The following is a 24,884-nucleotide window of genomic DNA, read 5'->3' as shown; positions in this document are numbered from 1 at the left end:
CGCAAGGCGCCGGAGTGCCCGCGTGGCGGAGTCACGTGGGCACTCCGGCAACGCGGCGAGCGCGCGTGCCAGGCGTCGCGCGGCAGGCGGGAATGTGACGACAGACCCTAGAGGTCGCGCAGACCGTGGTCGGGCTCGTCGTCGAAGGTGGCCGCCGCCGCGTCCCAGTCGGTACGCGGCGCGGTCGCGTCGTCACCGTCGTATGGCATACGACCGAGAGTGACACGCGCCACTGACAGTCGAATTCGTGACAACCACCACTGACAGGACACCCGCCGATGAGGAACTCTCGGCGAAAGGGTCTACCTCCGTGAGAACACGGGAAGTCGGTAGGCACCGAAGGAGGCAGCCATGCGCCGCATCACCGTGCAGAAGCCCCTGAAAAAGACGGAGTCCGGCCGTTCGCCCCGTGACGAGGCCGACGAGCGCCCTTCCGGCCGTCCGGAGGTCCGCAAGGACATCGCACGGACGTGGTGGCCGGACGGCTGAGCCGGGCCGTTGAATCCGGCCCTACCTGATCTCAGTCTGAGTGCTTCCTTAAAGCGAGCATAAGGATCTCCATCACCCGCCTCCAGCAGGCGATTTCACGGTTTCCTCGGGCTAGCTTGCTGATCGCCCCCACGGGCCCGGCAAGCAACCGACGACCGTTCCCCAGGAGTTCCCCATGCCCGCACGCCGCAGGGTCGCCACCACCGCCTCCATCGCCTTCGCGGGCGTCGCGCCGCTCGTCCTGACCGCGCTCGGCGCGGCGCCCGCCGCGGCGCACGGCTCGATGGGCGACCCCGTCAGCCGGGTCTCGCAGTGCTACGCGGAGGGCCCCGAGAGCCCCAAGTCAGCCGCCTGCAAGGCAGCCGTCGCGGCGGGCGGCACACAGGCGCTCTACGACTGGAACGGCATCCGCATCGGCGACGCGGCCGGGCGCCACCAGGAGCTCATCCCCGACGGGAAGCTGTGCAGCGGCGGCAACGACGCCTTCAAGGGCCTCGACCTGGCCCGCGCCGACTGGCCCACGACCTCCGTCAGCAGCGGCTCGTACACCTTCAAGTACCGCGTGACCGCCCCGCACAAGGGCACCTTCAAGGTGTACATCACCAAGGACGGCTACGACCCGGCCAAGCCGCTCGCCTGGGGCGACCTGGATCTGGCGAACCCGGTGGCGACGGCCACCGACCCGGCCGCGTCCGGCGGTTTCTACACCTTCTCCGGCACCCTGCCGAAGCGTTCCGGCCAGCAGGTCCTGTACGCGGTGTGGCAGCGCTCGGACAGCCCGGAGGCGTTCTACTCCTGCTCCGACGTCACCTTCGGCGGCGCGTCGGGCGGCGGCGACACCACGAAGCCCGAGACCTCCCCCGCGCCCACCGCCTCCGCCCCCTCCGAGGAGCAGATCGAGGACGGCGCCGACCAGTCGACGATCGAGCACGGCGGCCACGGCGACCAGGACGCGAACACGACCGCGGACCCGGTCGACGGGAAGAACGACGTGCAGAACGACGCGAAGAACGACGCGAACGAGCCTTCCGCCGAGCCCAACCAGCCCAAGGCCGACGGTGCCGGGCAGAACCTCGCCGAGACCGGTGGCGACAGCTCCACCGGGTACCTCGCGATGGGCGGCGCGGCAGCGCTCGCGCTCGGTGCCGCGGCCCTGTTCCTGTCGGTCCGGCGGCGCGCGACGAGCGGCCGCTGACCGCAACGAGACTCCGGGGTCCGACCGGCGGCTCAGGCCGGTTGGACCCCGGCGGTGCTCAACTGAACACCGACGCGCAGGTGGTGGGCTTCGCCTTCGCCGGGTCGAGGGCATTGGCCACCTCGTGGAAGGCGATCCGGTCGATCAGTCCGATCGCCACATGCTCGGAGAGGTCCACCGGGCACAGGTCCTGGAGCAGCACGTTGCGTACGTTCGCCCCGCTCAGGAACTGACTCCGGTACGGCGTGACCACCTCGTCGTACTTGGTCGCGATCACCGTGTACTTGACGCCCGGCACGGTGTCGCCGCCCGCGTTCAGCTTGGTGAGGAACGCGGAGCCGACGATCTGGTCGGTGAGTGCGGGCGTGAGGGAGGAGATCAGGTCCTCGGCGCCCGGGAAGAAGGGCAGCAGATTGGTGAGGCCGGACAGATTGGTGCCGTGGTTCGACGGCGCGATGCCGACGAGGGCGTTCACCTCGGCCGCTCCGCCGAGGAACTTCAAGTAGTAGCGCGGCATCATCCCGCCCTGCGAGTGGCCGACCAGGTCGACCTTGGCGGCGCCGGTCGCGGCGCGCACCCTGTCGACGAAGGTGTCCAGTTGCTCGGCCGACTTGTCGATGGGCCCGAGGCCGTGGAAGAACGGCACGCCGGGCAGTTGGCCGTAGTCGAGGGAGAAGACGCAGTAGCCGCGCGCGGTCAGATAGGGCGCGAGGCCCAGCCAGTTGTCGACGGAGTTGCCGAGGGTGCCGTGCACCAGCACGACGGGGCGGGGGTGGGCGGTGGAGGGCTTGCAGTCGTAGTTGTTCCAGCCGGAGCTGGGCGCGGCTTCGGCGGCGGAGGCGGGGACGAGGGCGACCGTGGCGGCGAGCAGGAGGCCGAGGGCGGGTCTGAACAGTCTCTTCCAGGGCAGCATCGGGTGATCTCCTTGCGGCTCAAGGGAGTGGCGATGGCCTTACGCCCTGTGATCCGGATCACGGGATGCTGGTTCACTTGTCAAGTTACGGACCAGTAGTTCAAGTGGGAAGTTACGCGTCAGTAAAAACTTCCAGCGCTAACCGGTCACCAGGAAGGGCGCACCGGCCCGTTGGGCGCGATCTCCAGCAAGTACCGCCTGAGCTGCGCGACTTCCGCCTCACCGAGCACCGAGGACCACTCCCGCACCACGTCCGCCGCCGCCTCCTCCGCGGCCCGCGTGCCGGCCCACCCGAGCTCGGTCAGCACCAGCAACCGGGCCCGCGCGTCGCCCGGATGGGGCCGCCGCTCGACGTACCCCTTGCGCACCAGCTCCTCCACGAGCTGGCTCGCCGCCTGCTTGGTGACCCCCAGATGCGCGGCCAGCTCGGAGACGGTCGCCCCGCCCGCCGCGATCCGCGTGAAGGCGAACCCGTACGCCGACTTCCCCTCGAAACCGCGCGCGACGACCCCGTCGTTGATGCGTCGCACCAGCTCACCGGCGGTGGCGAGGAGCGCGAAGGACAGGGAGAGGGCCTCGGAGTTCTGCACGGGGGCATTCAAACACCCTTGACGATCCGGTCAAGCGGCTTGACCATGGGGGCAACCAAAGTAGTCAAGCAGCTTGACTATTTACGCCCAGGGGGAGAGCCATGCCCGTCATCCGTTCGTCCGACGCCGTGACCCACGAGATCCACGGCGCCCGTTTCGTCTCGTACGCCACCCCGCGCACCGGCAGCAAGGAGCTGTGCGCCTGGCGCGGCGAGGTCCCGCCGGGCACCGACGCCCCGGCCCACACCGTCAGCAAGGAGGAGATCCTGCACGTCCTGGTCGGCACCCTGCGCGTCACCCTGGACGGCGACACCGCCGACCTCGCGGCGGGCGACACCCTGGTGATCAACGCGGGCTCGACCCTGGCCGTTCAGAACCCGACCGACCAGACGGCCCTCACCTGGGTCACCACATCCGTCGGCCTGACCGCAGAACTGCCCGACGGCACCGTACTCACTCCCCCGTGGGCCAACTGACCCGCGCCACCAGCAGTTCGGAGCGCACCAGCTCCAGCAGCCGCCCGACCCAGTTGCGCCCCCGGCCGCGGCTCTTGTCCGTCCAGTACGGCGCCTCCTGGAAGCCGGTGTAGCTGATCCGAGCGTCCCCCGTGGAGAGCAGGACGTCGGCCAACCCGGGGTGCTGTCCGAACTTGGCCCGCAGCAGCTCGCCCATCACGCCGGCCCGCAACTCGGTCCAGCCGTCCCGCCGCGCCGCCCGTCCGCCCAGTTCATGGGCGTCCCGTGGGGTGGCGGCGGCACGGATGCGGTCGTGGTCGGCGGCGTCGGCGGCGGACAGGGCCCAGTAGGCGTGCAGGACGGAGGGGTAGGTCCGGCCGCCGAACTCGACCGGCACGGGGTAGTCGTTGCGCAGCACGAACAGACCGGGGGTCTCGGGCCAGCCCCGGGGGTAGACGGTCTCGTGGGACACGAGGGCCGGACGGGCGGGGCCGTCCCGGTCGTCGGCGTGGACGACGGCCAGCCATTCCTCGCTCTCCTGCACGGATTCGTCAAGGCGGTCGAAGTACTCCAGGGCATCCCGGTGCATCTCTGCGGTGGCCACGGGCCCGTCCCCGTCGACGGCCTCACCGAGGTCGGTGACCAGGATGCGCAGGGGCTTGTCCTGGAGGTCCATGTCCCCGAGGACGTAGATCCGCAGATGCGCGGGCACGCCCAGGTACGCCTCGCGCAGCAGCTGCCGGTTGGCCTCGGTCCGCTCCCGCCGATACCGCCGGATCGCCTCCATGAGCCGGTCTCTCGCGGTCGTCCGCCCGCCCAACTCCTCGATCTTGTCGGTGACTTCGAGGAGGAAGCTGTCCGGCGTGCACACTTCCGGGCTGCGCGAGCGCCACTTGGGCGCGTCCGGCGCCGGTTCGGGAGCCCAGGGGCTCCGGGCCGAGATCCAGCCGGACGCGAGCGACTCCGCCAACTCCTCCAGGTCCAGCCACTTCACACAGCGGACGGCCCCGTCCGCGAAGGCGTACAGGTCCTCGACGTCGTAGTCCTCGCTGTACGGATTCCACCGCCACACATGGCACCAGGCCCCGTCGATCCGCTCCCCGTCCACGACCCGATGGGTCGGCCCCCGCCAGCTCATGACCGCACCCTATGCGCTCACGCCGCCAGCGACCCCGGCACCACCGCCCGGGGTCCGAACTTGGCGCGCACCCGGTCCGCGACCTCCTCGATGCGGCGGACCTTCTCGTCCACGGGGTCGAAGCTGAGCTGGTAGGAGGCGTCCTCGGCGGAGTCGAGGCCCTCCGCGCGCAGGGCCAGTGAGCGGACCCGGGCCCGTTGCAGGCCCAGCGCCTCGTACATGCCGTACGCCACGCGGGTCAGGGCGGCCGAGTGCGCGGTGGGCTCCTTCAGGGTGCGGCTGCGGGTCGTCGCGGAGCGGTCGGCGTACCGCACGGTGAGGGTCAGGGCGCCGCACACCTGGTCCAGGGCCCGCAGCCGCATCCCCAGTTCCTCCGCGGCCGAGAGCAGGGCGCGGCGGTGCCGGTCGGGGTCCAACTCGTCCCGTCCGAAGGGCCGTTCCGTCATCAGGGAGCGGGCCACGCCGTTCGGCACCACGCGTCCGCGGTCCACGCCGTTCGCCTTCTCCCGCAGCTCCCGTCCTACCTTCGCGCCGACCAGCCGCTGCAGGGTGGACAAGGGGGCGGCGGCGACCCGGCCGAGGGTGTCGAGGCCGTACTCGCACAGGGTGCGCGCGGTCGCCGTACCGACGCCGGGCAGCGCGCTCACCGGTTTGTCGGCGAGGAACTCCGCGATGGCTTCCCGGCCCTCGGGCACCGCGCGGGTCACGCCGGGCCGGGCCTCGCGCAGCGCCATCCGGGCCAGCATGGTGCCCGGTCCGGCCCCGATCACGCAGTCCACGCCGTACAGGGCGAGCGCCCGGACCCGGATCACGGAGGCCAGTTCGACCGCGGTGCGCCCGAAGTACCGTTCGGCGCCCCGCAGATCGACCAGCACCCCGTCCGGGGGCAGCGCCTCGACGACGGGCGAGAACTCCTCCAGCAGCCCGAGCAGCCCCGGCAGGGCCGCCTCGTACATCGGCGGCAGCTGGAAACGTACGCAGAGGATGGTCATCCCGCACTCCCCGGACTCTGATGCCACAACTTCCGTGTCTGCGAGGGCTCCTGGCCCGCGGGTCGCAGATCGGCCCACGGATGCATTTCGTAACCGGTCGGCATCTGGATGCGCCGTCCGCCGGTCGGGTCCGCGCCCGCCTCGGGCATCGGCTCCGCGAGCCGCGCCGCGACCACGTCCAGCCCGCCCTGGGCGCGCAGTTCGACCAGTTCGGCGAGGTTCCAGGCGGCGGACCCCACCACACTGAGGCTGCGCGGGCCGCGCCGCTGCACCACTCCGCGCACCAGCAGCAGCCAGGAGTGGAAGACGGTGTGCGCGCAGGCGTCGTGGGAGTCGTCGAAGAAGGCGAGGTCGACCAGGCCGGTGCCGTCGTCGAGGGTGGAGAAGATGACCCGCTTGCCGGACCGGATCGGCGGTGTCTGGGTGGCCGCCTTGGCCCCCGCGACCAGCACCGTCTCCCCGTGCCGCGCCTCGCGCAGCCGGCGCGCGCTGACCACGCCCAGCTCGGCCAGGAACTCCCGGTGGTCGTCCATGAGATTGCGCGAGGCGTCCATGGACAGCACCCCCAGCTCGGCGCTGAGTTTCTCGGCGGAGGACAGGTCGGGAAGCCCGGCCGACGCCGTCTTCCGCCCACCGGCCAGCGGCAGTTGGCCGCCGCCGGCACCCCGGGAGCCGCGGTGAAGCTCCGTCAGATGCAGCTGCAGATCACGCCGGTTGGCGCCGAACGCGTCCAACGCGCCGACCTGCGCCAGCCGTTGGGCGAGCGGACGGCTCGGCCGCGCCCGCTCCCAGAAGTCCAGCAGTGAGGCGTACGGCCGCCCGGCCGCGATCCGCTCCGCCTCGGCCTCGCTGATGCCGTGCACATCGGAGAGCGCGAGCCGCAGCCCCCACACCTCCGGCGATTCAGACACCAGTTCGATACTGTGGGCGACCGCCGACCGGTTCACATCCAACGGCAGGATCGGCACCCCCCGCCGCCGCGCGTCCGCCAGCAGCAGCCGCTTGGGGTACATCCCGGGGTCGTGGGTGAGCAGCCCGGCGTAGAAGGCGGCCGGGTGGTGCGCCTTCAGCCAGGCCGACTGGTACGTCGGCACCGCGAACGCGACCGCGTGCGCCTTGCAGAAGCCGTACGAACCGAAGGCCTCGACGATCTCCCAGGTCCGCCGGACCGTCTCCGCGTCGTACCCCCGGGCCGCCGCGTGCTGCGCGAACCAGACCCGGATCCGCCCCTGCGACTCCGGGTCGGACAGACCGCGCCGCACCCGGTCCGCCTCGGCCCGTCCGCAGCCGGTCATGATGTCGACGATGTCGATGATCTGCTCATGGAAGACGACAACCCCGTACGTCCCCTTCAGCGGCCCTTCCAGATCCGGGTGCGGATAACGCACCGGCGCCCGCCCGTGCCGGGCCTCGATGAACGGCCGCACCATGTCGGCGGCGACCGGACCGGGCCGGAAGAGCGAGATGTCGACGACGAGGTCGTGGAAGGTGGCCGGCTGCAGCCGCCCGACCAGGTCCCGCTGCCCCGGCGACTCGATCTGGAAGCAGCCGAGCGTCTCGGTGGAGCGGATGAGCCGGTACGTGGCCGGATCGCCCGGCGGTACGGCGTCCAGGTCGACCCGCTCCCCCGTCGCCCGCGCCACCTCCGCGACCGCGTGCGCCATCGCCGACTGCATCCGCACCCCGAGCACATCCAGCTTGAGCAGCCCCAGGTCCTCCACGTCGTCCTTGTCGAACTGCGCCATGGGGAACCCCTCGCCGCTGGTCGGCATGACCGGCGTACGGCTGAGCAGGGAGGCGTCGGAGAGCAGCACTCCGCAGGGGTGCATGGCGATTCCGCGCGGCAGCGCGTCCAGCGCCTCGGTCAGCTCCCACAGCCTCCCGTACTTGTCCTTCTCCCCCGCCAGCTCGCGCAGTTCGGGCAGCTCCTCCAGCGCGGCCCGCGCGTCGCGGGCCCGGATGTGCGGGAAGGACTTGGCGATGCGGTCGATGTCGGCGGGGTCCATGGACAGGGCCGCGCCCACGTCCCGGACGGCGTGGCGCACGCGGTAGGTCTCCGGCATCGCGACGGTGGCCACCCGCTCGGTGCCGAACCGGCCGATGATCGCGCGGTAGACCTCAAGGCGGCGCGCGGACTCCACGTCGATGTCGATGTCGGGCAGCACCATCCGGCGCTTGGACAGGAACCGCTCCATCAGCAGCCCGTGCTCGACGGGGTCGGCGTGCGCGATGCCGAGCAGATGATTGACGAGCGAGCCCGCCCCGGAGCCCCGCGCCGCCACCCGGATACCCATGTCCCGCACATCGTCCACGACTTGAGCGACCGTCAGAAAGTAAGTGGCGAAGCCGTGGTACGCGATGATGTCCAGCTCGTGGTGCATCCGCTCCCAGTACGCGCGCCGATCGGCGTACCCCTTCAGCACCATCCCGGCCGCCGCCCGCGAGGCGAGCACCCGCTGGGCGGTGCGGCGGCCCGCGCCGACCAGGTGCGGCTCGGGGAAGTGGACGGTGCCGATGCCGAGGTCGTCCTCGGGGTCGACCAGGCACTCGGCGGCCGTCGCCCGCGTCTGCTCCAGCAGCCGGTGCGCGGTGTCGCGCCGGAAGCCCGCGGCCTCCACGATCCGCTCGGCGGCGTGCAGCATGGCGGCGGCGTCCTTCAGCCATGCCTCACCGGAGTCCAGTTCCTTGGTGGGGTCGATGGGGACGAGGCGGCGGGCGGCGTCCAGGACGTCGGCGACCGGTCCCTGTCCGGGGTCGGCGTAGCGGACGGCGTTGCTGAGCACCGGCCGCACCTTCTGCTCGGCGGCGAAACCGACGGTACGGGCGGCCAGCCGCAGCGAGCCCGGTCCGGTGCCCTTGCGGCCGTGCCAGACGGCTTCCAGGCGCAGGGCGTCGCCGTAGACCTCCCGCCAGGGGGCGAGCAGGCGGGCGGCGCGGTCGGGGCGCCCGGCGGCGAGGGCGCGGCCGACGTCGGAGTCGGGGCCGAGCAGGACGGTGAGGCCGTCGCCCCGGTTGGCGGACCGGGGCAGCAGCGGCGGCCCTTCGCCGGAGTGCGCCGCCGTAACGATTCGGCAGAGGTCGGCCCAGCCGCGGGCACCGTCCCGGGCGAGAAAGGCGACCCGAGGTGTCGACTCATCGACGAAAGCACCCCCACGAACAGGAGCACGACGCTTCTCCCCCCGCGCACCTTCCCGTCCGGCCCGAAGCCCCTCCACCGCCAGATCGACGCCGAACAGGGGACGCACCCCCGCCCTGGCGGCGGCCTTGGCGAAGCGGACCGAGCCGGCGAGGGTGTCGCGGTCGGTGAGGGCGAGGGCGTCCATGCCCCGCTCGGCGGCACGCTCGGCCAGCCGCTCCGGATGGGAGGCGCCGTAGCGCAGGGAGAACCCGGAGACGGTGTGCAGATGCGTGAAACCGGGCATCCACACCTCCGAAATCGAACATCAGTTCCCGACAGCCCCACCCCCACCATAGACCAAAACTCGAACGTCTGTACGACAACCGTTCGGCCCTCCCCCACCTGCGGAAACGCCCCCCGTCTCGGACCGTGGGGACATGACACGGAACGGCCTTCTCGCCGAGATGAAGGACGCGGTCACCCCGCGCGCCACCCTGCTCGTCCTCGGCGTACTCGCCCTTCAGCTGCTGTTCATCGCCTCCTACGTGGGGGCGCTGCACGACCCGAAGCCGAAGGACGTGCCGTTCGCGGTGGCCGGCCCGCGAGCCGCGGCCGAACAGACGGCGACCAGGCTGGACCGGCTACCGGGCTCCCCGCTGGACCCACGCGTGGTGGCCGACGAGGCGACGGCCCGGGACCAGATCCTGAACCGCGAGATCGACGGAGCGCTGGTCATCCACCCGGACCGCACGACCGACACCCTCCTGGTCGCGAGCGGCGGCGGCACGGCCCTCGCGGTCACCCTGGAGAAGTACCTGACCACCCTGGAGACCTCCCAGCAGCGCACCCTGCGAACGGTGGACGTGGCCCCGGCCTCCCCGCACGACTTCAACGGACTGTCGGCCTTCTACCTGGTCATCGGCTGGTGCGTCGGCGGCTATCTGTGCGCCTCGGTCCTGGCGATCAGCAGCGGCGCCCGGCCCGTCAGCCCGCACCGGGCACTGATCCGGCTGGCGTCGATGGCCGTGGTGGCGATCGTCGGCGGACTCGGCGGCGCGGTGATCGTGGGCCCGATCCTGGACGCGCTGCCCGGAAGCCTGATGGCCCTGTGGGGCCTGGGCGCCCTGGTCATCTTCGCCGTCGGCGCGGCCACCCTGGCCTTCCAGGGCATCTTCGGCATCATCGGCATCGGCCTGGTGATCCTCCTGGTGGTCATCGCCGGCAACCCCAGCGCGGGCGGCGCCTTCCCCCTGCCGATGCTCCCCCCGTTCTGGCAAACAATCGGCCCCGCCCTCCCCCCGGGCGCGGGCACCTGGGTGGCCCGCTCGATCGCCTACTTCGACGGCAACGACACGACCGACGCCCTACTGGTCCTCTCGGCGTGGGCGGCGGGCGGCATCGTGGTGACCTTGCTGGCGGCGGAGCTACGAGCGAAACGCACCCGCAGAGAACCCCACACACCGACCACCTCCAGCCCGTCCGCCACATGAGAACGCAGGCCAGTTGCACTCAGCCCGTCCGGCGTTTGAGGACGAGGCCCTTTCAGGGCCGACAGCGGGGGTCCGGGGGCGGCAGCCCCCGGGGACGGGACGGGTAGGGGCGGCGGGGGCGAAAACCCCAGAGAGCCCCGCCCCCTACCGAACAGGGACGGGACTCTCACACACAGGACGTCAGCCGATAGCTGCCCCCGTCACCGACAACGCCTCGGTCACCGGCTGGAAGAACGTCTCCCCACCGGAGGAACAGTCCCCGCTCCCCCCGGACGTGAGCCCAACCGCCTTGTCCCCGGCGAACAGCGATCCCCCGCTGTCCCCCGGCTCCGCACACACATCGGTCTGGATCAGCCCATTGACGATGTCCCCGTTGCCATAGTTCACGGTCGCGTCCAGCCCGGTAACCGTCCCGGAGTGCACCTGCGTCGTAGACCCGCTCCGCGTGACCTCCATACCGACCGTCGCCTCGACCGCCCCGGAGATCGCCTGCGTGGACCCGTTGTAGAGGTTCACCTCGCTCGGGTGCTCGACATCGGCCGTGTACTTCACCAGCCCGTAGTCGTCACCGGGGAAGCTGGACACCTCGTTCGTGCCCAGCTCGTTCCCGTTCGCGTCCTGCCAGTTGGTGATGGACTCGGTGCAGTGCCCGGCCGTGAGGAAGAACGGCTCCCCGCCCTTGACCACGTTGAAGCCCAGCGAGCATCGGCCACTGCCGCCGGTGATGGCGTCGCCACCGGCGACGAAGGGCTTGTACTCCCCCTTCGTGCGCTGGAGTTCGGCCTTGCCGCCGAGCTCCTCGACGACCTTGCCGAGCTTCTTCCACTCGGCGTCCGACACCGTGCGGTCGGCGGTGACGACGATTCTGTTGGTCGTCGGGTCGGTCACCCAGGAGGTGCCCGGGATCGTCGCGTCCTGCTTGAGCGTGGTGCGCGCACTCTTCAGCTCGGCCAGCGAGTTGGCCACGACCCGGGCCTTGGCCCCGGCCTCCTCGACCGCCTCCGCCGCGCTCTCGTCCAGGACGTTCACGACGAGGCTCTTGCTCTGTGCGTCGTAGTACGTGCCGGCCGCGGCGTTGCCGAGATCCTGGACCAGCGTCGAGGCGAGCTTTCCGGCCGCCGTGACCGACAAGGGCCGGGGCCCGGCGGTCGTCGAGGGCTCACTCGCGTTCGCAGTCTGGAAGGTGACTCCCGCGGCCACCAGCGCGGCGATGCCCGCTCCGACCGCGGCGGCCCGCCGCTTGGGTATGCGTCGGTGCTTCAACTCACGTCCTCCTGTGGGGGGTCGGCCGAGAGGTTGTGGGGACCTCTCGGACCGGAAGGCGTTCGGTCACAGAGGCGGCGCACAGCAAAAAGCCGCGTCCGTGCCGGTTGATCGCCGCCCACTATTCCGATCCTCACAGGGGGCACACAAGGTCGGCTCCAGGACGTACACACGGCCGTCACACCACATCCCCGCCCTCTTGACCGCACACGGTCACTCCAGTCGGGTTCGCACTGCAAACACCCCTACCGAGCAAGCCATATGCGGCGGGTGCGGCCTACTCCTGTCCTGAATTCAACCTTTCCCGTCCCTGTTCCACGACTGCCTGCGTAGCTGGCGGCCCCGCCACCGCCCCCGGCTGCTGCGCCTTCTCCAGGAACCTCAGCAGCTCCACCGGGAACGGCAGCACCAGCGTGGAGTTCTTCTCGGCCGCCACCGCCACCACCGTCTGCAACAACCGCAGTTGCAGCGCGGCGGGGGTGTCGGCCATCTGCTGGGCCGCTTCCGCGAGCTTCTTCGACGCCTGGAGTTCGGCGTCGGCGTTGATGACCCGGGCCCGCCGCTCACGGTCGGCCTCGGCCTGGCGGGCCATGGACCGCTTCATGGCCTCCGGCAGGGAGACGTCCTTGATCTCGACCCGGTCGACCTGCACGCCCCACCCCACGGCCGGACTGTCGATCATCAGCTCCAGGCCCTGGTTGAGCTTCTCGCGGTTGGAGAGCAGGTCGTCCAGCTCGCTCTTGCCGATGATCGACCGCAGCGAGGTCTGCGCCATCTGGGAGACCGCGAACCGGTAGTCCTCCACCTTGATCAGCGCGCTCGCCGGGTCCACGACCTTGAAGTACACGACCGCGTCCACCCGCACGGTCACGTTGTCCCGCGTGATCCCCTCCTGCGCCGGGACCGGCATGGTCACGATCTGCATGTTCACCTTGTGCAGCCGGTCCACCACCGGAACGACCGTCGTGAACCCCGGCTCCCGCACCTCGCCCCGCAACCGCCCCAGCCGCAGCACCACGCCACGCTCGTACTGCTTCACCACCCGCGCCGCGGCCATCACATAGACCACTCCGGCCGACGCGACCGCCGCTCCCGCCGCCACCAGTTCCTCGACCATCACGGCCCCCAGGGTCCGATGTGGACGCATCAGGTTGTCAGGTGCCACCTGGTGTCTGCTTCGACCGTAACTCCGCACGCGGGACAAGGGCGAGCCCCCGCACGACGGTTGCGTGCGGGGGCTCTTCAGGCGCTGCCGGAGGCGTCCGGACCCGCTCCTAGAAGACGCTCATGCCGTAGGCGTTGAGGGCCTCCACGACGGGCTGGAAGAAGGTCGTGCCGCCGGAGGAACAGTTGCCGCTGCCGCCGGAGGTCAGACCGTAGGCGGTGCCGTTGCTGCCGTAGAGCGGACCACCGGAGTCGCCGGGCTCGGCGCAGACGTTGGTCTGGATCATGCCGTAGACGATGTCACCGCCACCGTAGTTGACGGTCGCGTTGAGCGCGGTGACCCGGCCGGTGTGGATACCGGTGGTGGAGCCGTCACGGATGACGCTGGTGCCGACGGTGGGGTTGGCCGCGCGGACGATGTCCGTGTTGCCCGCGGTGCCCGACTTGGTGATCGAGGTGTTGGTGTAGCGCACCAGGCCGTAGTCGTTGGTCGGGAAGCTGGAACCCGCGGTCGGGCCGAGGACGGTCGTACGGCCGGAGTTGGAGTACCAGGTACCCGCGCCGTCGGTGCAGTGACCGGCGGTCAGGAAGTAGTCGGCACCCGAGCTGTTGCGGACGTTGAAGCCGAGGGAACAGCGCCAGCTACTCGCATAGATGGCGTCGCCGCCCGCGATGTACTTCTGGAACTTGCCCGGGGTGCGCTTGATGGTGAGGGCGTCGGCGTTGGCGCCCGCCTGCTGCCGGATCTCGGCGATCTCGGCCTTGGAGACCGTGCTGTCGACGGTGACGACGACCCGGTTGGTCTTGCTGTCGACGGCCCAGGCGGTGCCCGGCACGTCGGCCTTGAGCACCGAGGCGCTCGCACTCTTCAGCTGGCTCGCGCTGAAGGTGGTGGGGGTGTCGGCCGCGTTCGCGCTGGGGATCGCGATGGCCGCGGCGGCCACGATGCCGGTGGATACGGCGATCAGCCGGGTCCGTCTCGTAATGCCGCTGCGGGGGGTAATGCGCTTGATCCTCACTTTTCGTTCCTCCACATGGGAAGTCGGGGGCCCTCGTGGGGTTCGGGCCCGTGAGGCGCAGCCAGGAGCCGGAGTCATCCGGATTCCGAACACGCCGTGCCCCTGACAAGCGCTGTGGGGGAGTATTCGGCCGCACGGCTGATGGGCGCAAGAGCGCCTTTCAGCCGTCAACCGTTGAATCGCCTACCACATGACGGGGTGTCAAGGCCGCGCCGCGCGCCTCAGCAGTCGCACCCGCAGTCACAGCCGTCACCGCAGCAGCCGTCGTCGCCACAGCAATTCGAGCAGCAGTCACAGCAGCTGCAACAGCTGTCGCAACCACTGCAATCGCAATTGGCGCACGGCCCCTGGCGTCGCTCGCGCGACCAGGGGTCCTCGTACTCCCCGCAGCAGACCTGACAGGTACAAGCCAAACCAAGCCACACCGCGCACCCCGCGAGCAGCCCCCGCCGGTCCCGTCGGGGCGGCTCGGGAGGCGGGCCGGCCGGGCCGCCCGGACCGCCGGGCGGCGGGGCGTACGGGGCGTGCGCGCAGGAAGGGGCGCCGAACGCCCGGTCCACCGACCGCCGCAGTTCGTGCACCAGCAGCAGGTGCGCCAGGTGCGGATCGGTGAACTCGACCTCGCGCAGCGCGAGCCGGATGCCGTGCAGCGCGTCGTCGGCCAGCCGCCGCGCCTCCGTCAGGGACGTGCCGGTCGCCGTCAGCGGGTTCCAGGCACCTGACGCCGCGTCAGCCTCCCGGTCCTCCACGGCGTCCAGCAGATGCGCCAGCCGCCCGAACAGCCGCCCCGCCTCGGCGAGCGGCTCGGCGTTGGCCGGGCGCCCGGCCAGCACCGCCGTGTGCGCGAAGGCGGCGGCCGTGGCCGTCTCCGTCGGCTCGGTCACCACCAGTAGCGAGGTGCCCGGCCCCGCCAGCGCCTCGATCCCGGTCTGCCGGTCGACCGCGTCGACCAGCAGGGCGGTGTCGAACCCCACCGCGGAACCGCCGCGCGCCCCCGCGGCACCCCAGCTCGACGCGACCCGGCGCGCGGCCAGCGCCACCGGCTTGCGTGCCAGCAGGCCGTCGCCGTCGGCGAGATGGTCGCGCACCTTCGCCGAGGCCAGGACCAGCGACACCGCCGCCGCGAGCCGGGCGCCTTCACCTTGTGCCACCGACGCCGTCCGCATTCCGCGCAGCGGGCAGGGCCCGGCGGTCCGCCGAAGGCCCTCGGTGCCGACGGACTGAGCCTCCGTCAGAACCGAGATCAGCAGCCCGTCGTAGTTGGTCACCACCCGCGCGAGCTGACCGTGGTCCCCGCGCAACGCCAGGCACAGACCGCACAGATGGGCCATCCACTGACCTGCGTACCGCTCCCCCAGCCGGTGGCGGCAGGGCCTGACTATTCCGAACACGGCATCCCCCGAGGTTGACGCGACATGGAGCCGCCGCATCGTACCGGCCGCCCCTGAGGCCCCTTTCACGGCCTTCCGCATCACCCGTACGCACCGCACCTCACCCATACGCCGCGAAGAATATTATTTCACTCACAGTCAGCAGCCGTGTGTGTCACGACCCTTGGCACTACTGGGCTCTCGACGGATGCGCTGTGCACCAGTACCGTCACAAACCCCCCGCGCGGCGTCTATCCACTTGGCGCGCCGTCCGCATCATGGATGACCATAGGGATGCGGAATGCAAGAAAGACCGCTGTGAGAGGAGGCGTCCATGGGATCGGTGCGCAAGGCGAGTGCCTGGCTGGGCCTCGTTGACGACAACGATGACGAGCGTTACTACGACGACGACTACTCCGAAGGGACCGAGTCCGGGGATGCCTGGGTCACCGACCCGCGGGTCAAGGTGGCAGCGGACGTCGCCGAGGAGAAGGGCCGCCGGATCGGCACGGTCACCCCGGACAGCTTCCGGGACGCCCGCGCGATCGGTGAGATGTTCCGGGACGGGGTGCCGGTCATCATGAACCTCACCGCGATGGAGGCCGGCGACGCCAAGCGCGTCGTGGACTTCGCGGCCGGTCTGATCTTCGGCCTGCGCGGTTCCATCGAGCGGGTCTCCACCCGGGTGTTCCTGCTGACCCCGGCCGACACGGAGATCGTCAGCGGCGAGCCCGCGGCGCACCGCGCGGACGGCTTCTTCAACCAGAGCTGAGGCAGGGCCGCCGCCACGGCCCTGCCCCGCTGTTCACTTCTCCGGGCTCACCGGAAGGCGTCGATGCCGGTGAGTGCCTTGCCCAGCACCAGCTGGTGCATCTCGACGGTGCCCTCGTACGTCAGCACCGATTCGAGGTTGGTCGCGTGCCGCATGATCGGGTACTCCAGCGAGATCCCGTTGGCACCGAGGACGGTCCGCGCCGTACGGCAGATGTCGATGGCCTCGCGGACGTTGTTGAGCTTGCCGAAGCTGACCTGCTCGGGACGCAGGCGGCCGGCGTCCATCCGCCGCCCCAGATGGTGGGCGAGCAGAATCCCCTTGTGCAGTTCGACCGCCATGTCGGCGAGCTTGGCCTGGGTGAGCTGGAAGCCGCCGATGGGCCGCCCGAACTGCTCCCGTGACTTCGCGTAGTCGACCGCGGCCTCGAAACAGGAGCGGGCCGCGCCCATCGAGCCCCAGACGATGCCGTAGCGGGCGTGCGACAGACAGCTGAGCGGTCCGCGCAGTCCCGTGACCTCCGGGATTACGGCGTCGGCGGGCAGCCGTACCTCGTCCATGACCAGTTCGCTGGTGACCGAGGCGCGCAGGGACAGCTTGTGCTTGATCTCGGGGGCGGAGAACCCGGGGCTGTCCGTGGGCACGACGAACCCGCGGATCCCCTCCTCGGTCTGCGCCCAGACGACCGCCACCCCGGCGACGGACCCGTTGGTGATCCACATCTTCCGCCCGCTCAGCACCCAGTCGCCGCCGTCGCGCTTGGCGTACGTGCGCATACTCGCGGGGTCGGAGCCGATGTCGGGCTCGGTGAGCCCGAAGCAGCCGATGACCTCACCGGCCGCCATCCGGGGCAGCCAGGCCTGCTTCTGCTCCTCGCTGCCGTAGCGGTGGATGGCGTACATGGCCAGCGAGCCCTGTACGGAGACCAGGGAGCGGATGCCGGAGTCGGCGGCCTCCAGCTCCAGACAGGCCAGTCCGTACTGGACGGCGGTGGCGCCCGCGCAGCCGTAGCCGCTCAGGGACATGCCGAGCGCGCCGATCCCGCCCAGCTCACGGGCCAGTTCCCGGATGACGGGCAGCTCGCCGGTCTCGTACCACTCGGCGACGTGCGGCAGCACCCGGTCGGCGGCCCAGCGCCGCACGGTGTCGCGGACCGCGAGGTCCTCGGGCTCCAGCAGATCGTCGATCCCGAGCGGATCGGCGGGATCGAACGGGGGCAACGGCATGGGAGACCCTCCGGCAGCTCAAAACTAGCAGCGCTAGTCACGGATTGAAGGCCGACGTTACGACGCAGTCTCCACCACGTCCAGGGCGGCTATGCCGACACCCTGGCGTCCGCGACCTCGCGTGGCGCCGGAACCTCCACCGGAGCCGGAGCGGGCTCGCAGTTCATCGCGCGCGGGAGCCTGAGCGCCATGACCGCGCCGAGCAGCAGCAGCCCCGCGCTGACCAGCAGCGTCACATGCAGGCCGTGCACGAAGCAGTTCCGCGCGACCTCGCGCAGGGTGTCCCCCGCTCTGCCGCCCAGCTGCCCGGCCACCTCGTACGCCTCGCCCAGCGAGTGGCTGGCGGACGCGGACGCGGAGGCGGGTACGCCGGGGACGGAGGACAGGCCGGGCGCGTACGCCGCGTTCATCACGGTGCCCAGCAGGGCGATGCCGATACCCGCGCCGAGCTGGTAGGAGGTCTCACCGATGGCCGCCGCGCCGCCCGCCTGCTCCGTCGGGGCCTCGCTGAGCATCGACTCGTAGGCGCCGAAGAGCGTGGTCTCCAGACCGAAGCCCAGCAGGACGAACCCGGAGAGCATCAGGGCGGGGTTGTCGGTGTCGCCCATCGCGGTCAGCAGCACCACGGCGAACGCGGTCAGGCAGAACCCGGCGCACACCATCCGGCGCGGCCCGAACCGGCGCAGCATGCGCGCCCCGGCGAGCCCCGCGCCCATCGCCGCGAAGGTCAGCGGCAGCAGGCGCAGGCCCGTCTCCAGCGGGGACAGACCGAGGACGAGCTGGAGGTACTGCGCCGCGATCAGCTCCAGGCCGACCAGTGCGAGCATCGCCAGCACGATGCAGCCCACCGAGGTGCTGAACGCGGGCCGCGCGAACATCCGCAGGTCCACCAGGGGATGCTTGCGGCGCCGCTGACGCCGTACGAAGAGGAAGAGCAGCACCGCGCCCAGCACCAGCGGAAGGACGGTGACACCGTCGACCTCGCCGCCGCCGAGGCGCTTGACGCCGAGCACGACCCCGAACAGACCGGCCGCCGCCATCAGCGCGCCGACCACGTCCCAGGGGCCGTCGCCGTCGCCCTTGGACTCGGGCAGCAGGATCCGGCCCACGGGCAGGCTGACCAGCATCAACGGAATGTTGACGAGGAACACCGAGCCCCACCAGAAGTGCTCCAGCAGGAACCCGCCGAGCAGCGGTCCGACGGCCGCGCCGACCGCGGCCACCGCGCTCCAGATGCCGATGGCCAGCGCCCGCTCGCGCCGGTCGGGGAAGACCTGGCGCAGGATCGAGAGCGTGGCCGGCATGATCATGGCGCCGCCGACGCCGAGCAGCGCCCGGGCCACGATCAGTACCTGGGCGGTGTCGGCGAAAGCGGCCAGCGCGGAGGCGACCCCGAACAGGCCGTACCCGAGGAGCAGGATGCGTCTGCGGCCCACGCGGTCACCGAGCGTGCCGAAGAGAATCAGCAGCGAGGCGCAGACGAGCGGGTAGACGTCGACGATCCAGAGCAGTTCTATGGCGCCGGGCTTGAGGTCCTCGGTGACGGCGGGCACCGCCACGTGCAGCACGGTGGCGTCGACGGCGACCAGCAGCAGGCTGGCGCACAGCACCACGAGGACGACCCAGCGGTTGGCACCGGCCCCGGCCGCCCGACGGCGCAGCGCGGCGGCCGTGGTCGTCCCGGACATGTACGTACCTCCCAGATGTTCCCTCGCGTTCGGCGGGCACACGGGGTGGGGACTCCCCGTGACTCGGCCGGGGAGGAGCGATGGTCCCCGGCCCGCGCAACGAAGCGAGTGACTCGTCAGCGTACGCGAGTCCATGCCCCCACCGAGTGGCGGACCTCTCAGACTCCGGACCCAACACGTGTGGCGTACGCCACTTTCCTCCCACCGTGGAGTACGTCCCGGTGGGCCGTCCGGTTCCGCGCCGCACAGATAATCGAGCCCGTGACCGATCTATCCACGCGCGTACGCCAGGCGGCTCCGGCCCTGGTCGGATACGCCGCCGTACGCGCCCTCTGCCTGCTGGTGCTGGCCCTGTGGAGCGCGACGCGCGACAAGAGCGCCTACACGCTGCTCACCGCCCGCTGGGACTCCCTCTGGTACACGAGAGTGGCCGAGCTGGGATACGGCTACGAAGTCCGCCTGCCCAATGGCGACATCCACTCCAACCTGGCCTTCTTCCCGCTGCTGCCCTGGCTGGAGCGACTGGTCGCGGCCGTTTCCCCGCTCTCGGCGGCGGACGGCGGGTTCCTGGTCTCCCTGCTCGCCTCGCTCGCCGCGGCCTGGGGGATCTTCGCGGTGGCGGAGCATGTGTACGGCCGCCGGGCGGCCGTCTGCGCGGTCCTGCTGTGGGCGGTGCTGCCGGTCGGGATCGTGCAGTCGATGGCGTACAGCGAGTCACTGTTCACGGCGCTGGCGGCCTGGTCGCTGTACGCGGTGCTGACCGGCCGCTGGGTGACGGCGGGCACCCTCGCCCTGCTGGCGGGCCTGACCCGTCCGGTCGGGCTCGCCGTGGTGGCGGCGGTGTGGGCGGCCGGGATCAGCTCGATCGTGCGGGACCGCGGCGCGGCGCCCGGCGACCGCGCGCGGCACCTCAGGCGCGCCGTCGGCATGCTGCTCGCGCCCCTGGGCGCCGCCGGTTACGTCCTGTGGGTCGGTCACGACACCGGCAAGGGCCCGCTCGGCTACCTCGACGTCCAGGCCGGCTGGCGCAACGGCTTCGACGGCGGCTACGCCTTCGCCCGCTTCGTCGGCGACAAGTTCACGTCGTTTCCGTCGGCGCTCGCCGGGCTCGGCCTGATCGTCGGCGTGGGCCTGGTGGTGTGGCTGTACGTCGTCTGCGTCCGCCAGGGCCAGCCGCTCCCGCTGCTGGTGTACGCGGGTGTCGTCACCGCCCTCGCCCTGTGCGCGTCGAGCTACTTCGGCTCGAAGCCGCGCCTGCTGATGCCCGCCTTCCCGCTGCTGCTGCCCCTCGCCCTGGCGCTGGCCCGGATACGGACGCGCACGTCGGTCCTGGTACTCGGGCTGACCGCGGCGGCGTCGGCGGTGTACGGGGCGTTCTGGCTGAACGGCTCCGGTCCGCCGTGACCGCCTCAGGTCCGCCGGATGACCTCACGCGAATTCCGTAGCGGCTTGTCGATACCTCAATTCCTCAACCGTACAAAGCCGTACGTCGGAATGATCAAAGGAATTGAAGGGGAGCGTTTACCGCCGGTTGTGAACTCGCAGGAAATAAGCCCCTCCTGAGAGCAATCCCACATCACATCGTCATCACAAACCGGCGGTATGGACGGGCTTCAGAGCTCACTCGCTGTAACGTCGATTGGGTGCGTACCGAACGAAACCTCACCCGTCTGGACCGGGTGTTCGCGAGGCTCGACCGGGAGCCGGAGCGACCGGCCCACATCGATGTGCCGCGGATGAGCCGGCACCGGGTCGCGCTTTTCGCGGCGACCCTGGCCTTCTACGGGGCCATCGTGTGGGCCGTCGTGATCACCTCGTGGCTGGTCCGGCTGGACTGGCAGGTCATGTTCTTCCGGCCGTACGAGCAGTGGTCGGAGATCCACGCATTCGTCGACTACTACGTGGTGCTCGGCCAGCGCGGCCCCACCGCGGTGATGATCGCGGCCTGGCTGGGCTGGCGGTCCTGGAGACAGCACACGCTGCGGCCGCTGCTGGCGCTCGCCACCTCGCTGCTGCTGCTGAACGTCACGGTCGGCGCCGCCAAGATCGGCATGGGCCGGCTCGGACCGCACTACGCGACCACCATCGGCTCCAACGAGATGGGGCTGGGCGGCGATATATTTCCCAGCGGCCACACCGCCAACGCCGTGGTGACCTGGGGGATCCTGGCGTATCTGGCGTCCACTCCGGCGGCCCGCCGCTGGCTGTCGGCGCTGTCCGCGGTGACCTCCCTGGGCGTCGGTCTGTCCACCGTCTACCTCGGTACGCACTGGCTGAGCGATGTGCTGCTCGGCTGGGTCGCGGGCCTGCTGATCCTGCTCGCGCTGCCCTGGTTCGAGCCGCTGATCGCCCGTACCGAGGCGGCCATCTTCGACTTCCGCGACCGGCTGCGGGCCCGTCGCGCCGGTAGCGTGCCCGCCCTGCCCACCCCGGTGCAGGTCCCGGTACGGCACAAGCCGCGCGAATCGGCCCACGACGTCTCCCCCACGGCCCGAACCCCGAAGGCGCCGGTCTACCTGGCGCCCGGCCCGCACTCGGCCCGCTCGGAGCGCACCCCGGTCACCCCGGTCGGCAGCCGCCGGCCACCGCACCCCCACAACGACCGCGGCACACGTGGCACGGCCTCGACGGCCCGCCCGGTGACGTAGTCCGAGAAGGACGGCGGGGTCCGGTACGCACAACCCTCCCCGCACCGACGGCCCCGGCCCCTGCCAACAGGAGCCGGGGCCGTCGCCGTAACGGCGGAGTCCGGAGGCCGGTTCAGCCCTTCCAGGCCCGGGTCACCCGCCCGTCGCGCACCTCGAAGTTGAGCCGTCCCACGCGGTACTCCATGGTGATGATCGCGCCCGGCGGCAGCGAGCGCACGGTGGACCAGCCCCGCTCGCGGGCCAGCCGTTCGGCCCGGTCGGCGGCCAGTCCGAGATAGCTGTCCGGCTGGTCGTGGGGTTCTGCGGGGGGTTTCGGAATGGGTGCCATGCCGCCACGCTAGGCGTTGTGCGCCGATCGAGGCCAGGGCGGGGGTCATTTCGGGCGGTCGTCCCTCTCCTGTCACGCTTGTGTCACAAGATCACGACACGCGTTTCAGTCGCACCACGTCACACGTGCGAGCGATTCACTACGCCTTTCGCAGGTATTCGAACGTAATTCCCGCGTGTCGCGCCGACGTGTCCAAAAATGCGTCGGAGAGTTCCGGGAGAACTCCCCCCGGACTCCTTTCTCCTCTCGATTCCGCGCGGGTTCCAGGGAACTGACGCCCCGCGGGAATTGCCCCGCACCGGTTCGGCCGACCCTCGCACGCCCCCTGTCGGAGCGCGCGGTGGCGCGAGCATCATGGCGTGGGCTCGCGGGTACGCGTGGCGCGGGCTTCAGCGGGCCCGGGGCAGGCGAGCGAAGGGGCGAGCGAGCGATGGGCACTCATACTGTGCAGGCGCCGGAACGACCCGTGCGGAGCAGGCGGAAGGGCCGGGTCGTCGTCGACTGGCTGACCACCACCGACCACAAGAAGATCGGCCATCTGTACCTGATCACGTCGTTCCTGTTCTTCCTCGTCGGCGGGGTGATGGCGCTGCTGATGCGGGCCGAGCTGGCCCGGCCCGGGCTGCAGATCGTCACTAACGAGGAGTTCAACCAGCTCTTCACCCTGCACGGCACGATCATGCTGCTGCTCTTCGCGACCCCGGCGTTCGCGGGCTTCGCCAATGAGCTGATGCCGCTGCAGATCGGCGCGCCGGACGTGGCCTTCCCCCGGCTGAACATGCTGTCGTACTGGTTCTTCCTGTTCGGCGGTCTGATCGTGCTCGGCTCGCTGCTGGTGCCCTCGGGCCCCGCCGACTTCGGCTGGTTCGCCTACGCGCCGCTGAACAGCGAGGAACGCTCCCCCGGTGTCGGGGCCGACCTGTGGATCATGGGTCTGGCGCTGGCCGGGTTCGGCACGATCCTCGGCGCGGTCAACTTCCTGACCACGATCATCGGGATGCGCGCGCCCGGTATGACGATGTTCCGGATGCCGATCTTCGTGTGGAACACGCTGTTCACGTCGATCCTGATCCTGATGGCGTTCCCGGTGCTGGCGGCGGCGTTGCTGTGTCTGGAGGCCGACCGGCGCTTCGGCTCGCACATCTTCGACGCGGCGAACGGCGGGGCGCTGCTGTGGCAGCACCTGTTCTGGTTCTTCGGCCATCCCGAGGTGTACATCATCGCGCTGCCGTTCTTCGGGATCGTCAGCGAGATCATCCCGGTCTTCGCGCGCAAGCCGCTGTTCGGCTATCTGACGCTGGTCGGGGCGACGATGGCGATCACGGGGCTGTCGATCGTGGTGTGGGCGCACCACATGTTCGCCACCGGCGCGGTGCTGCTGCCGTTCTTCTCGTTCATGAGCTTCCTGATCGCGGTGCCGACGGGGGTGAAGTTCTTCAACTGGACGGGCACCATGCTCAAGGGCTCACTCTCCTTCGAGACGCCGATGCTGTGGTCGACGGGCTTCCTGGTGACGTTCCTGTTCGGCGGTCTGACCGGGGTGATCCTGGCCTCGCCGCCGATGGACTTCCATGTCACGGACTCCTACTTCGTGGTCGCGCACTTCCACTACGTCGTCTTCGGCACCGTCGTCTTCGCGGTGTTCGCCGGGTTCTTCTTCTGGTGGCCGAAGTTCACCGGGAAGCTGCTCGACGAGCGGCTCGGGAAGATGCAGTTCTGGACGCTGTTCGTGGGCTTCCACACCACGTTCCTGGTGCAGCACTGGCTGGGCGCGGAGGGCATGCCGCGCCGGTACGCCGACTATCTGGCCGCCGACGGCTTCACCGCCCTGAACACGGTCTCCACGATCGGCTCGTTCCTGCTGGGCCTGTCCACGCTGCCGTTCCTCTACAACGTCTGGAAGACGGCGAAGTACGGCGAGAAGGTCGAGGTCGACGACCCCTGGGGCTACGGCCGTTCGCTGGAGTGGGCGACGTCCTGCCCGCCGCCCCGGCACAACTTCACCAGTCTGCCCCGGATCCGCTCGGAGTCCCCGGCGTTCGACCTGCATCACCCCACGTTCGCGGCGATCGCTCAAGAGCCCTCGACAGCCGGTCCCGAGCGGTCCTGATGGCGTCGGTCAGCTCGATCGGTTCCAGCACCTCGAACTCGAAGCCCAGCAGCATCACATGGATCACCATGACGTCCAGGTTCCCGGCGCCGGTGCGCAGCAGGCAGCTGTCCGGCCCCTCGGGCTCCAGCACCCCGGCGGAGGGTGAGATGTGCTCGGCGGCCTCCTTCAGGGGCACCAGGAGCCGGACGAGGGCGTGGGTGGCGTAGGCGCGGGTGGAGACGCCCCGGGAGACGTAGGCGGCGAGATCGTCGGCGGGCGGGCGGCGCGGGGTGAAGCGGGGGCCGTGCGGGGGCTTGGGCACGACGCGGTCGACGCGGAAGATGCGCCAGTCCTCCCGGTCCAGGTCCCAGGCGACCAGGTACCAGCGGCGCTCGGTGCACACCAGCCGGTGCGGCTCGACCCGGCGGCGGCTGGGAGTGCCGTCGTGCCCGCGGTACTCGAAGCGCAGTTGCTCGCAGTCCCGGCACAGGTGGGCGAGTTCGGTGAGCAGACCGGGGTCCACACCGGAGGGCTGGTCGCGCAGCATCGGCACGGTGAAGGCGTTCAGGGCGCTGATGCGGCGGCGCAGCCGGTTGGGCAGCACCTGCTCCAGCTTGGTCAGCGCCCGTACGGAGGTCTCGCCGATGCCCTCGATGCCCTGTCCGGCGGCGGTGCGCAGTCCGACGGCGACGGCGACCGCCTCGTCGTCGTCCAGGAGCAGCGGGGGCAGTTCGGCGCCGGCGCCGAGCTGGTAGCCGCCGCCGGTTCCGGGGCTGGCGTTGACGGGGTAGCCGAGCTCACGCAGCCGCTCCACGTCCCGCCGCACAGTGCGGGGGGTCACCCCGAGGCGTTCGGCGAGTTGCGCGCCGGACCACTCCCGGTGGGCCTGCAGGAGGGAGAGGAGGCGCAGCAGTCTTGCTGAGGTGTCCAACAT

21 protein-coding genes and 1 pseudogene are annotated in these 24,884 nt (G+C 70.7%); 8 read left to right on the top strand and 14 right to left on the bottom strand.

Annotation, left to right across the window (positions count from 1 at the left end):
- Nucleotides 1-113 precede the first annotated feature (113 nt).
- A pseudogene (locus ACZ7L7_RS33645) lies at nt 114-209 on the bottom strand (SAM-dependent methyltransferase); the annotation flags it as partial.
- A gap of 142 nt (nt 210-351) precedes the next feature.
- On the opposite strand from ACZ7L7_RS33645, the gene ACZ7L7_RS33640 reads away from it, so the two are divergent.
- Nucleotides 352-489 carry a hypothetical protein gene (locus ACZ7L7_RS33640; RefSeq protein WP_285511617.1) on the top strand — a complete coding sequence of 46 codons (138 nt, stop codon included), beginning with the start codon at nt 352-354 and terminating at the stop codon, nt 487-489.
- Between the two features lie 175 nt (nt 490-664).
- Nucleotides 665-1,684 carry a lytic polysaccharide monooxygenase auxiliary activity family 9 protein gene (locus ACZ7L7_RS33635; RefSeq protein WP_472077847.1) on the top strand — a complete coding sequence of 340 codons (1,020 nt, stop codon included), beginning with the start codon at nt 665-667 and terminating at the stop codon, nt 1,682-1,684.
- A gap of 58 nt (nt 1,685-1,742) precedes the next feature.
- Here ACZ7L7_RS33635 and ACZ7L7_RS33630 read toward each other — a convergent pair whose 3' ends face one another.
- Both ACZ7L7_RS33630 and ACZ7L7_RS33625 read right to left on the bottom strand, forming a co-directional pair.
- A complete protein-coding gene (locus ACZ7L7_RS33630; protein WP_285511619.1) occupies nt 1,743-2,597 on the bottom strand; it encodes an esterase/lipase family protein in 855 nt (284 codons plus the stop codon).
- A 146-nt stretch (nt 2,598-2,743) separates the two neighbouring features.
- Complete coding sequence (locus tag ACZ7L7_RS33625) at nt 2,744-3,187, bottom strand: MarR family winged helix-turn-helix transcriptional regulator (protein ID WP_471593178.1); 444 nt, start codon at nt 3,185-3,187, stop codon at nt 2,744-2,746.
- A gap of 101 nt (nt 3,188-3,288) precedes the next feature.
- Here ACZ7L7_RS33625 and ACZ7L7_RS33620 point away from each other — a divergent pair, with 101 nt between their 5' ends.
- A complete protein-coding gene (locus ACZ7L7_RS33620; RefSeq protein WP_285511621.1) occupies nt 3,289-3,663 on the top strand; it encodes a cupin domain-containing protein in 375 nt (124 codons plus the stop codon).
- On the opposite strand, the gene ACZ7L7_RS33615 is transcribed toward ACZ7L7_RS33620, so the two are convergent.
- From ACZ7L7_RS33615 to ACZ7L7_RS33605, 3 genes are read right to left on the bottom strand one after another with little or no spacing between them, the layout of a single operon-like run.
- Nucleotides 3,641-4,780: an NADAR family protein gene (locus ACZ7L7_RS33615; RefSeq protein ID WP_453605405.1), complete on the bottom strand. Its 1,140-nt coding sequence runs from the start codon at nt 4,778-4,780 to the stop codon at nt 3,641-3,643. The genes ACZ7L7_RS33620 and ACZ7L7_RS33615 overlap by 23 nt on opposite strands.
- A gap of 17 nt (nt 4,781-4,797) precedes the next feature.
- Nucleotides 4,798-5,772 carry a DNA polymerase Y family protein gene (locus ACZ7L7_RS33610; RefSeq protein WP_472077846.1) on the bottom strand — a complete coding sequence of 325 codons (975 nt, stop codon included), beginning with the start codon at nt 5,770-5,772 and terminating at the stop codon, nt 4,798-4,800.
- Nucleotides 5,769-9,194: a DNA polymerase III subunit alpha gene (locus ACZ7L7_RS33605; protein ID WP_472077845.1), complete on the bottom strand. Its 3,426-nt coding sequence runs from the start codon at nt 9,192-9,194 to the stop codon at nt 5,769-5,771. Before ACZ7L7_RS33605 ends, ACZ7L7_RS33610 begins: the two co-directional genes overlap by 4 nt.
- 133 nt (nt 9,195-9,327) lie before the next feature.
- On the opposite strand from ACZ7L7_RS33605, the gene ACZ7L7_RS33600 reads away from it, so the two are divergent.
- The gene (locus ACZ7L7_RS33600) at nt 9,328-10,380 is read left to right on the top strand and encodes a DUF3533 domain-containing protein (RefSeq protein ID WP_285511625.1); all 1,053 of its coding nucleotides are present in this window, start codon (nt 9,328-9,330) and stop codon (nt 10,378-10,380) included.
- A 180-nt stretch (nt 10,381-10,560) separates the two neighbouring features.
- On the opposite strand, the gene ACZ7L7_RS33595 is transcribed toward ACZ7L7_RS33600, so the two are convergent.
- The 4 genes from ACZ7L7_RS33595 to ACZ7L7_RS33580 all read right to left on the bottom strand — a co-directional run bounded on the left by ACZ7L7_RS33595 (nt 10,561) and on the right by ACZ7L7_RS33580 (nt 15,217).
- Nucleotides 10,561-11,643: a S1 family peptidase gene (locus ACZ7L7_RS33595; RefSeq protein WP_285511626.1), complete on the bottom strand. Its 1,083-nt coding sequence runs from the start codon at nt 11,641-11,643 to the stop codon at nt 10,561-10,563.
- A 277-nt stretch (nt 11,644-11,920) separates the two neighbouring features.
- On the bottom strand, nt 11,921-12,760 hold the full coding sequence (locus ACZ7L7_RS33590; RefSeq protein ID WP_453605423.1) for a slipin family protein: 840 nt from the start codon (nt 12,758-12,760) through the stop codon (nt 11,921-11,923).
- A 157-nt stretch (nt 12,761-12,917) separates the two neighbouring features.
- Nucleotides 12,918-13,826: a S1 family peptidase gene (locus tag ACZ7L7_RS33585; protein WP_453605413.1), complete on the bottom strand. Its 909-nt coding sequence runs from the start codon at nt 13,824-13,826 to the stop codon at nt 12,918-12,920.
- A gap of 221 nt (nt 13,827-14,047) precedes the next feature.
- Nucleotides 14,048-15,217, bottom strand: a complete 1,170-nt coding sequence (locus tag ACZ7L7_RS33580; protein ID WP_285511628.1) for a DUF5685 family protein — start codon at nt 15,215-15,217, stop codon at nt 14,048-14,050.
- A 313-nt stretch (nt 15,218-15,530) separates the two neighbouring features.
- Here ACZ7L7_RS33580 and ACZ7L7_RS33575 point away from each other — a divergent pair, with 313 nt between their 5' ends.
- Nucleotides 15,531-15,968 (top strand): cell division protein SepF, encoded by a 438-nt coding sequence (locus ACZ7L7_RS33575; RefSeq protein ID WP_285511629.1) that lies wholly within the window; start codon nt 15,531-15,533, stop codon nt 15,966-15,968.
- Nucleotides 15,969-16,015: 47 nt separating this feature from the next.
- Here ACZ7L7_RS33575 and ACZ7L7_RS33570 read toward each other — a convergent pair whose 3' ends face one another.
- Both ACZ7L7_RS33570 and ACZ7L7_RS33565 read right to left on the bottom strand, forming a co-directional pair.
- On the bottom strand, nt 16,016-17,194 hold the full coding sequence (locus tag ACZ7L7_RS33570; protein WP_285511630.1) for an acyl-CoA dehydrogenase family protein: 1,179 nt from the start codon (nt 17,192-17,194) through the stop codon (nt 16,016-16,018).
- Between the two features lie 89 nt (nt 17,195-17,283).
- Nucleotides 17,284-18,882 carry an MFS transporter gene (locus ACZ7L7_RS33565; RefSeq protein ID WP_285511631.1) on the bottom strand — a complete coding sequence of 533 codons (1,599 nt, stop codon included), beginning with the start codon at nt 18,880-18,882 and terminating at the stop codon, nt 17,284-17,286.
- A 261-nt stretch (nt 18,883-19,143) separates the two neighbouring features.
- Here ACZ7L7_RS33565 and ACZ7L7_RS33560 point away from each other — a divergent pair, with 261 nt between their 5' ends.
- Both ACZ7L7_RS33560 and ACZ7L7_RS33555 read left to right on the top strand, forming a co-directional pair.
- Complete coding sequence (locus tag ACZ7L7_RS33560; protein WP_285511632.1) at nt 19,144-20,286, top strand: glycosyltransferase family 39 protein; 1,143 nt, start codon at nt 19,144-19,146, stop codon at nt 20,284-20,286.
- A 239-nt stretch (nt 20,287-20,525) separates the two neighbouring features.
- Nucleotides 20,526-21,530, top strand: a complete 1,005-nt coding sequence (locus ACZ7L7_RS33555) for a phosphatase PAP2 family protein (RefSeq protein ID WP_285511633.1) — start codon at nt 20,526-20,528, stop codon at nt 21,528-21,530.
- A gap of 112 nt (nt 21,531-21,642) precedes the next feature.
- On the opposite strand, the gene ACZ7L7_RS33550 is transcribed toward ACZ7L7_RS33555, so the two are convergent.
- Nucleotides 21,643-21,858, bottom strand: coding sequence for an I78 family peptidase inhibitor (locus ACZ7L7_RS33550; RefSeq protein ID WP_285511634.1), 216 nt, complete (start codon nt 21,856-21,858; stop codon nt 21,643-21,645).
- A 430-nt stretch (nt 21,859-22,288) separates the two neighbouring features.
- Here ACZ7L7_RS33550 and ctaD point away from each other — a divergent pair, with 430 nt between their 5' ends.
- Complete coding sequence (gene ctaD, locus ACZ7L7_RS33545; RefSeq protein ID WP_472077844.1) at nt 22,289-23,968, top strand: aa3-type cytochrome oxidase subunit I; 1,680 nt, start codon at nt 22,289-22,291, stop codon at nt 23,966-23,968.
- On the opposite strand, the gene ACZ7L7_RS33540 is transcribed toward ctaD, so the two are convergent.
- Nucleotides 23,859-24,884 (bottom strand): helix-turn-helix transcriptional regulator, encoded by a 1,026-nt coding sequence (locus ACZ7L7_RS33540; protein ID WP_453601592.1) that lies wholly within the window; start codon nt 24,882-24,884, stop codon nt 23,859-23,861. The genes ctaD and ACZ7L7_RS33540 overlap by 110 nt on opposite strands.

The sequence above is a fragment of the Streptomyces sp. NPDC110618 genome (genome assembly GCF_055657065.1).
This window is presented reverse-complemented; position numbering and strand designations above follow the sequence as displayed.

Bases quoted from the DNA above. Each gene is read 5' to 3' on its own strand.
- ACZ7L7_RS33570 (WP_285511630.1), bottom strand. From the start codon at position 17,194: ATGCCGTTGCCCCCGTTCGATCCCGCCGATCCGCTCGGGATCGACGAT.
- ACZ7L7_RS33590 (WP_453605423.1), bottom strand. From the start codon at position 12,760: ATGGTCGAGGAACTGGTGGCGGCGGGAGCGGCGGTCGCGTCGGCCGGA.
- ACZ7L7_RS33550 (WP_285511634.1), bottom strand. From the start codon at position 21,858: ATGGCACCCATTCCGAAACCCCCCGCAGAACCCCACGACCAGCCGGAC.
- ACZ7L7_RS33565 (WP_285511631.1), bottom strand. From the start codon at position 18,882: ATGTCCGGGACGACCACGGCCGCCGCGCTGCGCCGTCGGGCGGCCGGG.
- ACZ7L7_RS33635 (WP_472077847.1), top strand. From the start codon at position 665: ATGCCCGCACGCCGCAGGGTCGCCACCACCGCCTCCATCGCCTTCGCG.
- ACZ7L7_RS33600 (WP_285511625.1), top strand. From the start codon at position 9,328: ATGACACGGAACGGCCTTCTCGCCGAGATGAAGGACGCGGTCACCCCG.
- ACZ7L7_RS33615 (WP_453605405.1), bottom strand. From the start codon at position 4,780: ATGAGCTGGCGGGGGCCGACCCATCGGGTCGTGGACGGGGAGCGGATC.
- ACZ7L7_RS33610 (WP_472077846.1), bottom strand. From the start codon at position 5,772: ATGACCATCCTCTGCGTACGTTTCCAGCTGCCGCCGATGTACGAGGCG.
- ctaD (WP_472077844.1), top strand. From the start codon at position 22,289: ATGGGCACTCATACTGTGCAGGCGCCGGAACGACCCGTGCGGAGCAGG.
- ACZ7L7_RS33620 (WP_285511621.1), top strand. From the start codon at position 3,289: ATGCCCGTCATCCGTTCGTCCGACGCCGTGACCCACGAGATCCACGGC.
- ACZ7L7_RS33540 (WP_453601592.1), bottom strand. From the start codon at position 24,884: ATGTTGGACACCTCAGCAAGACTGCTGCGCCTCCTCTCCCTCCTGCAG.
- ACZ7L7_RS33605 (WP_472077845.1), bottom strand. From the start codon at position 9,194: ATGCCCGGTTTCACGCATCTGCACACCGTCTCCGGGTTCTCCCTGCGC.
- ACZ7L7_RS33575 (WP_285511629.1), top strand. From the start codon at position 15,531: ATGGGATCGGTGCGCAAGGCGAGTGCCTGGCTGGGCCTCGTTGACGAC.
- ACZ7L7_RS33640 (WP_285511617.1), top strand. From the start codon at position 352: ATGCGCCGCATCACCGTGCAGAAGCCCCTGAAAAAGACGGAGTCCGGC.
- ACZ7L7_RS33630 (WP_285511619.1), bottom strand. From the start codon at position 2,597: ATGCTGCCCTGGAAGAGACTGTTCAGACCCGCCCTCGGCCTCCTGCTC.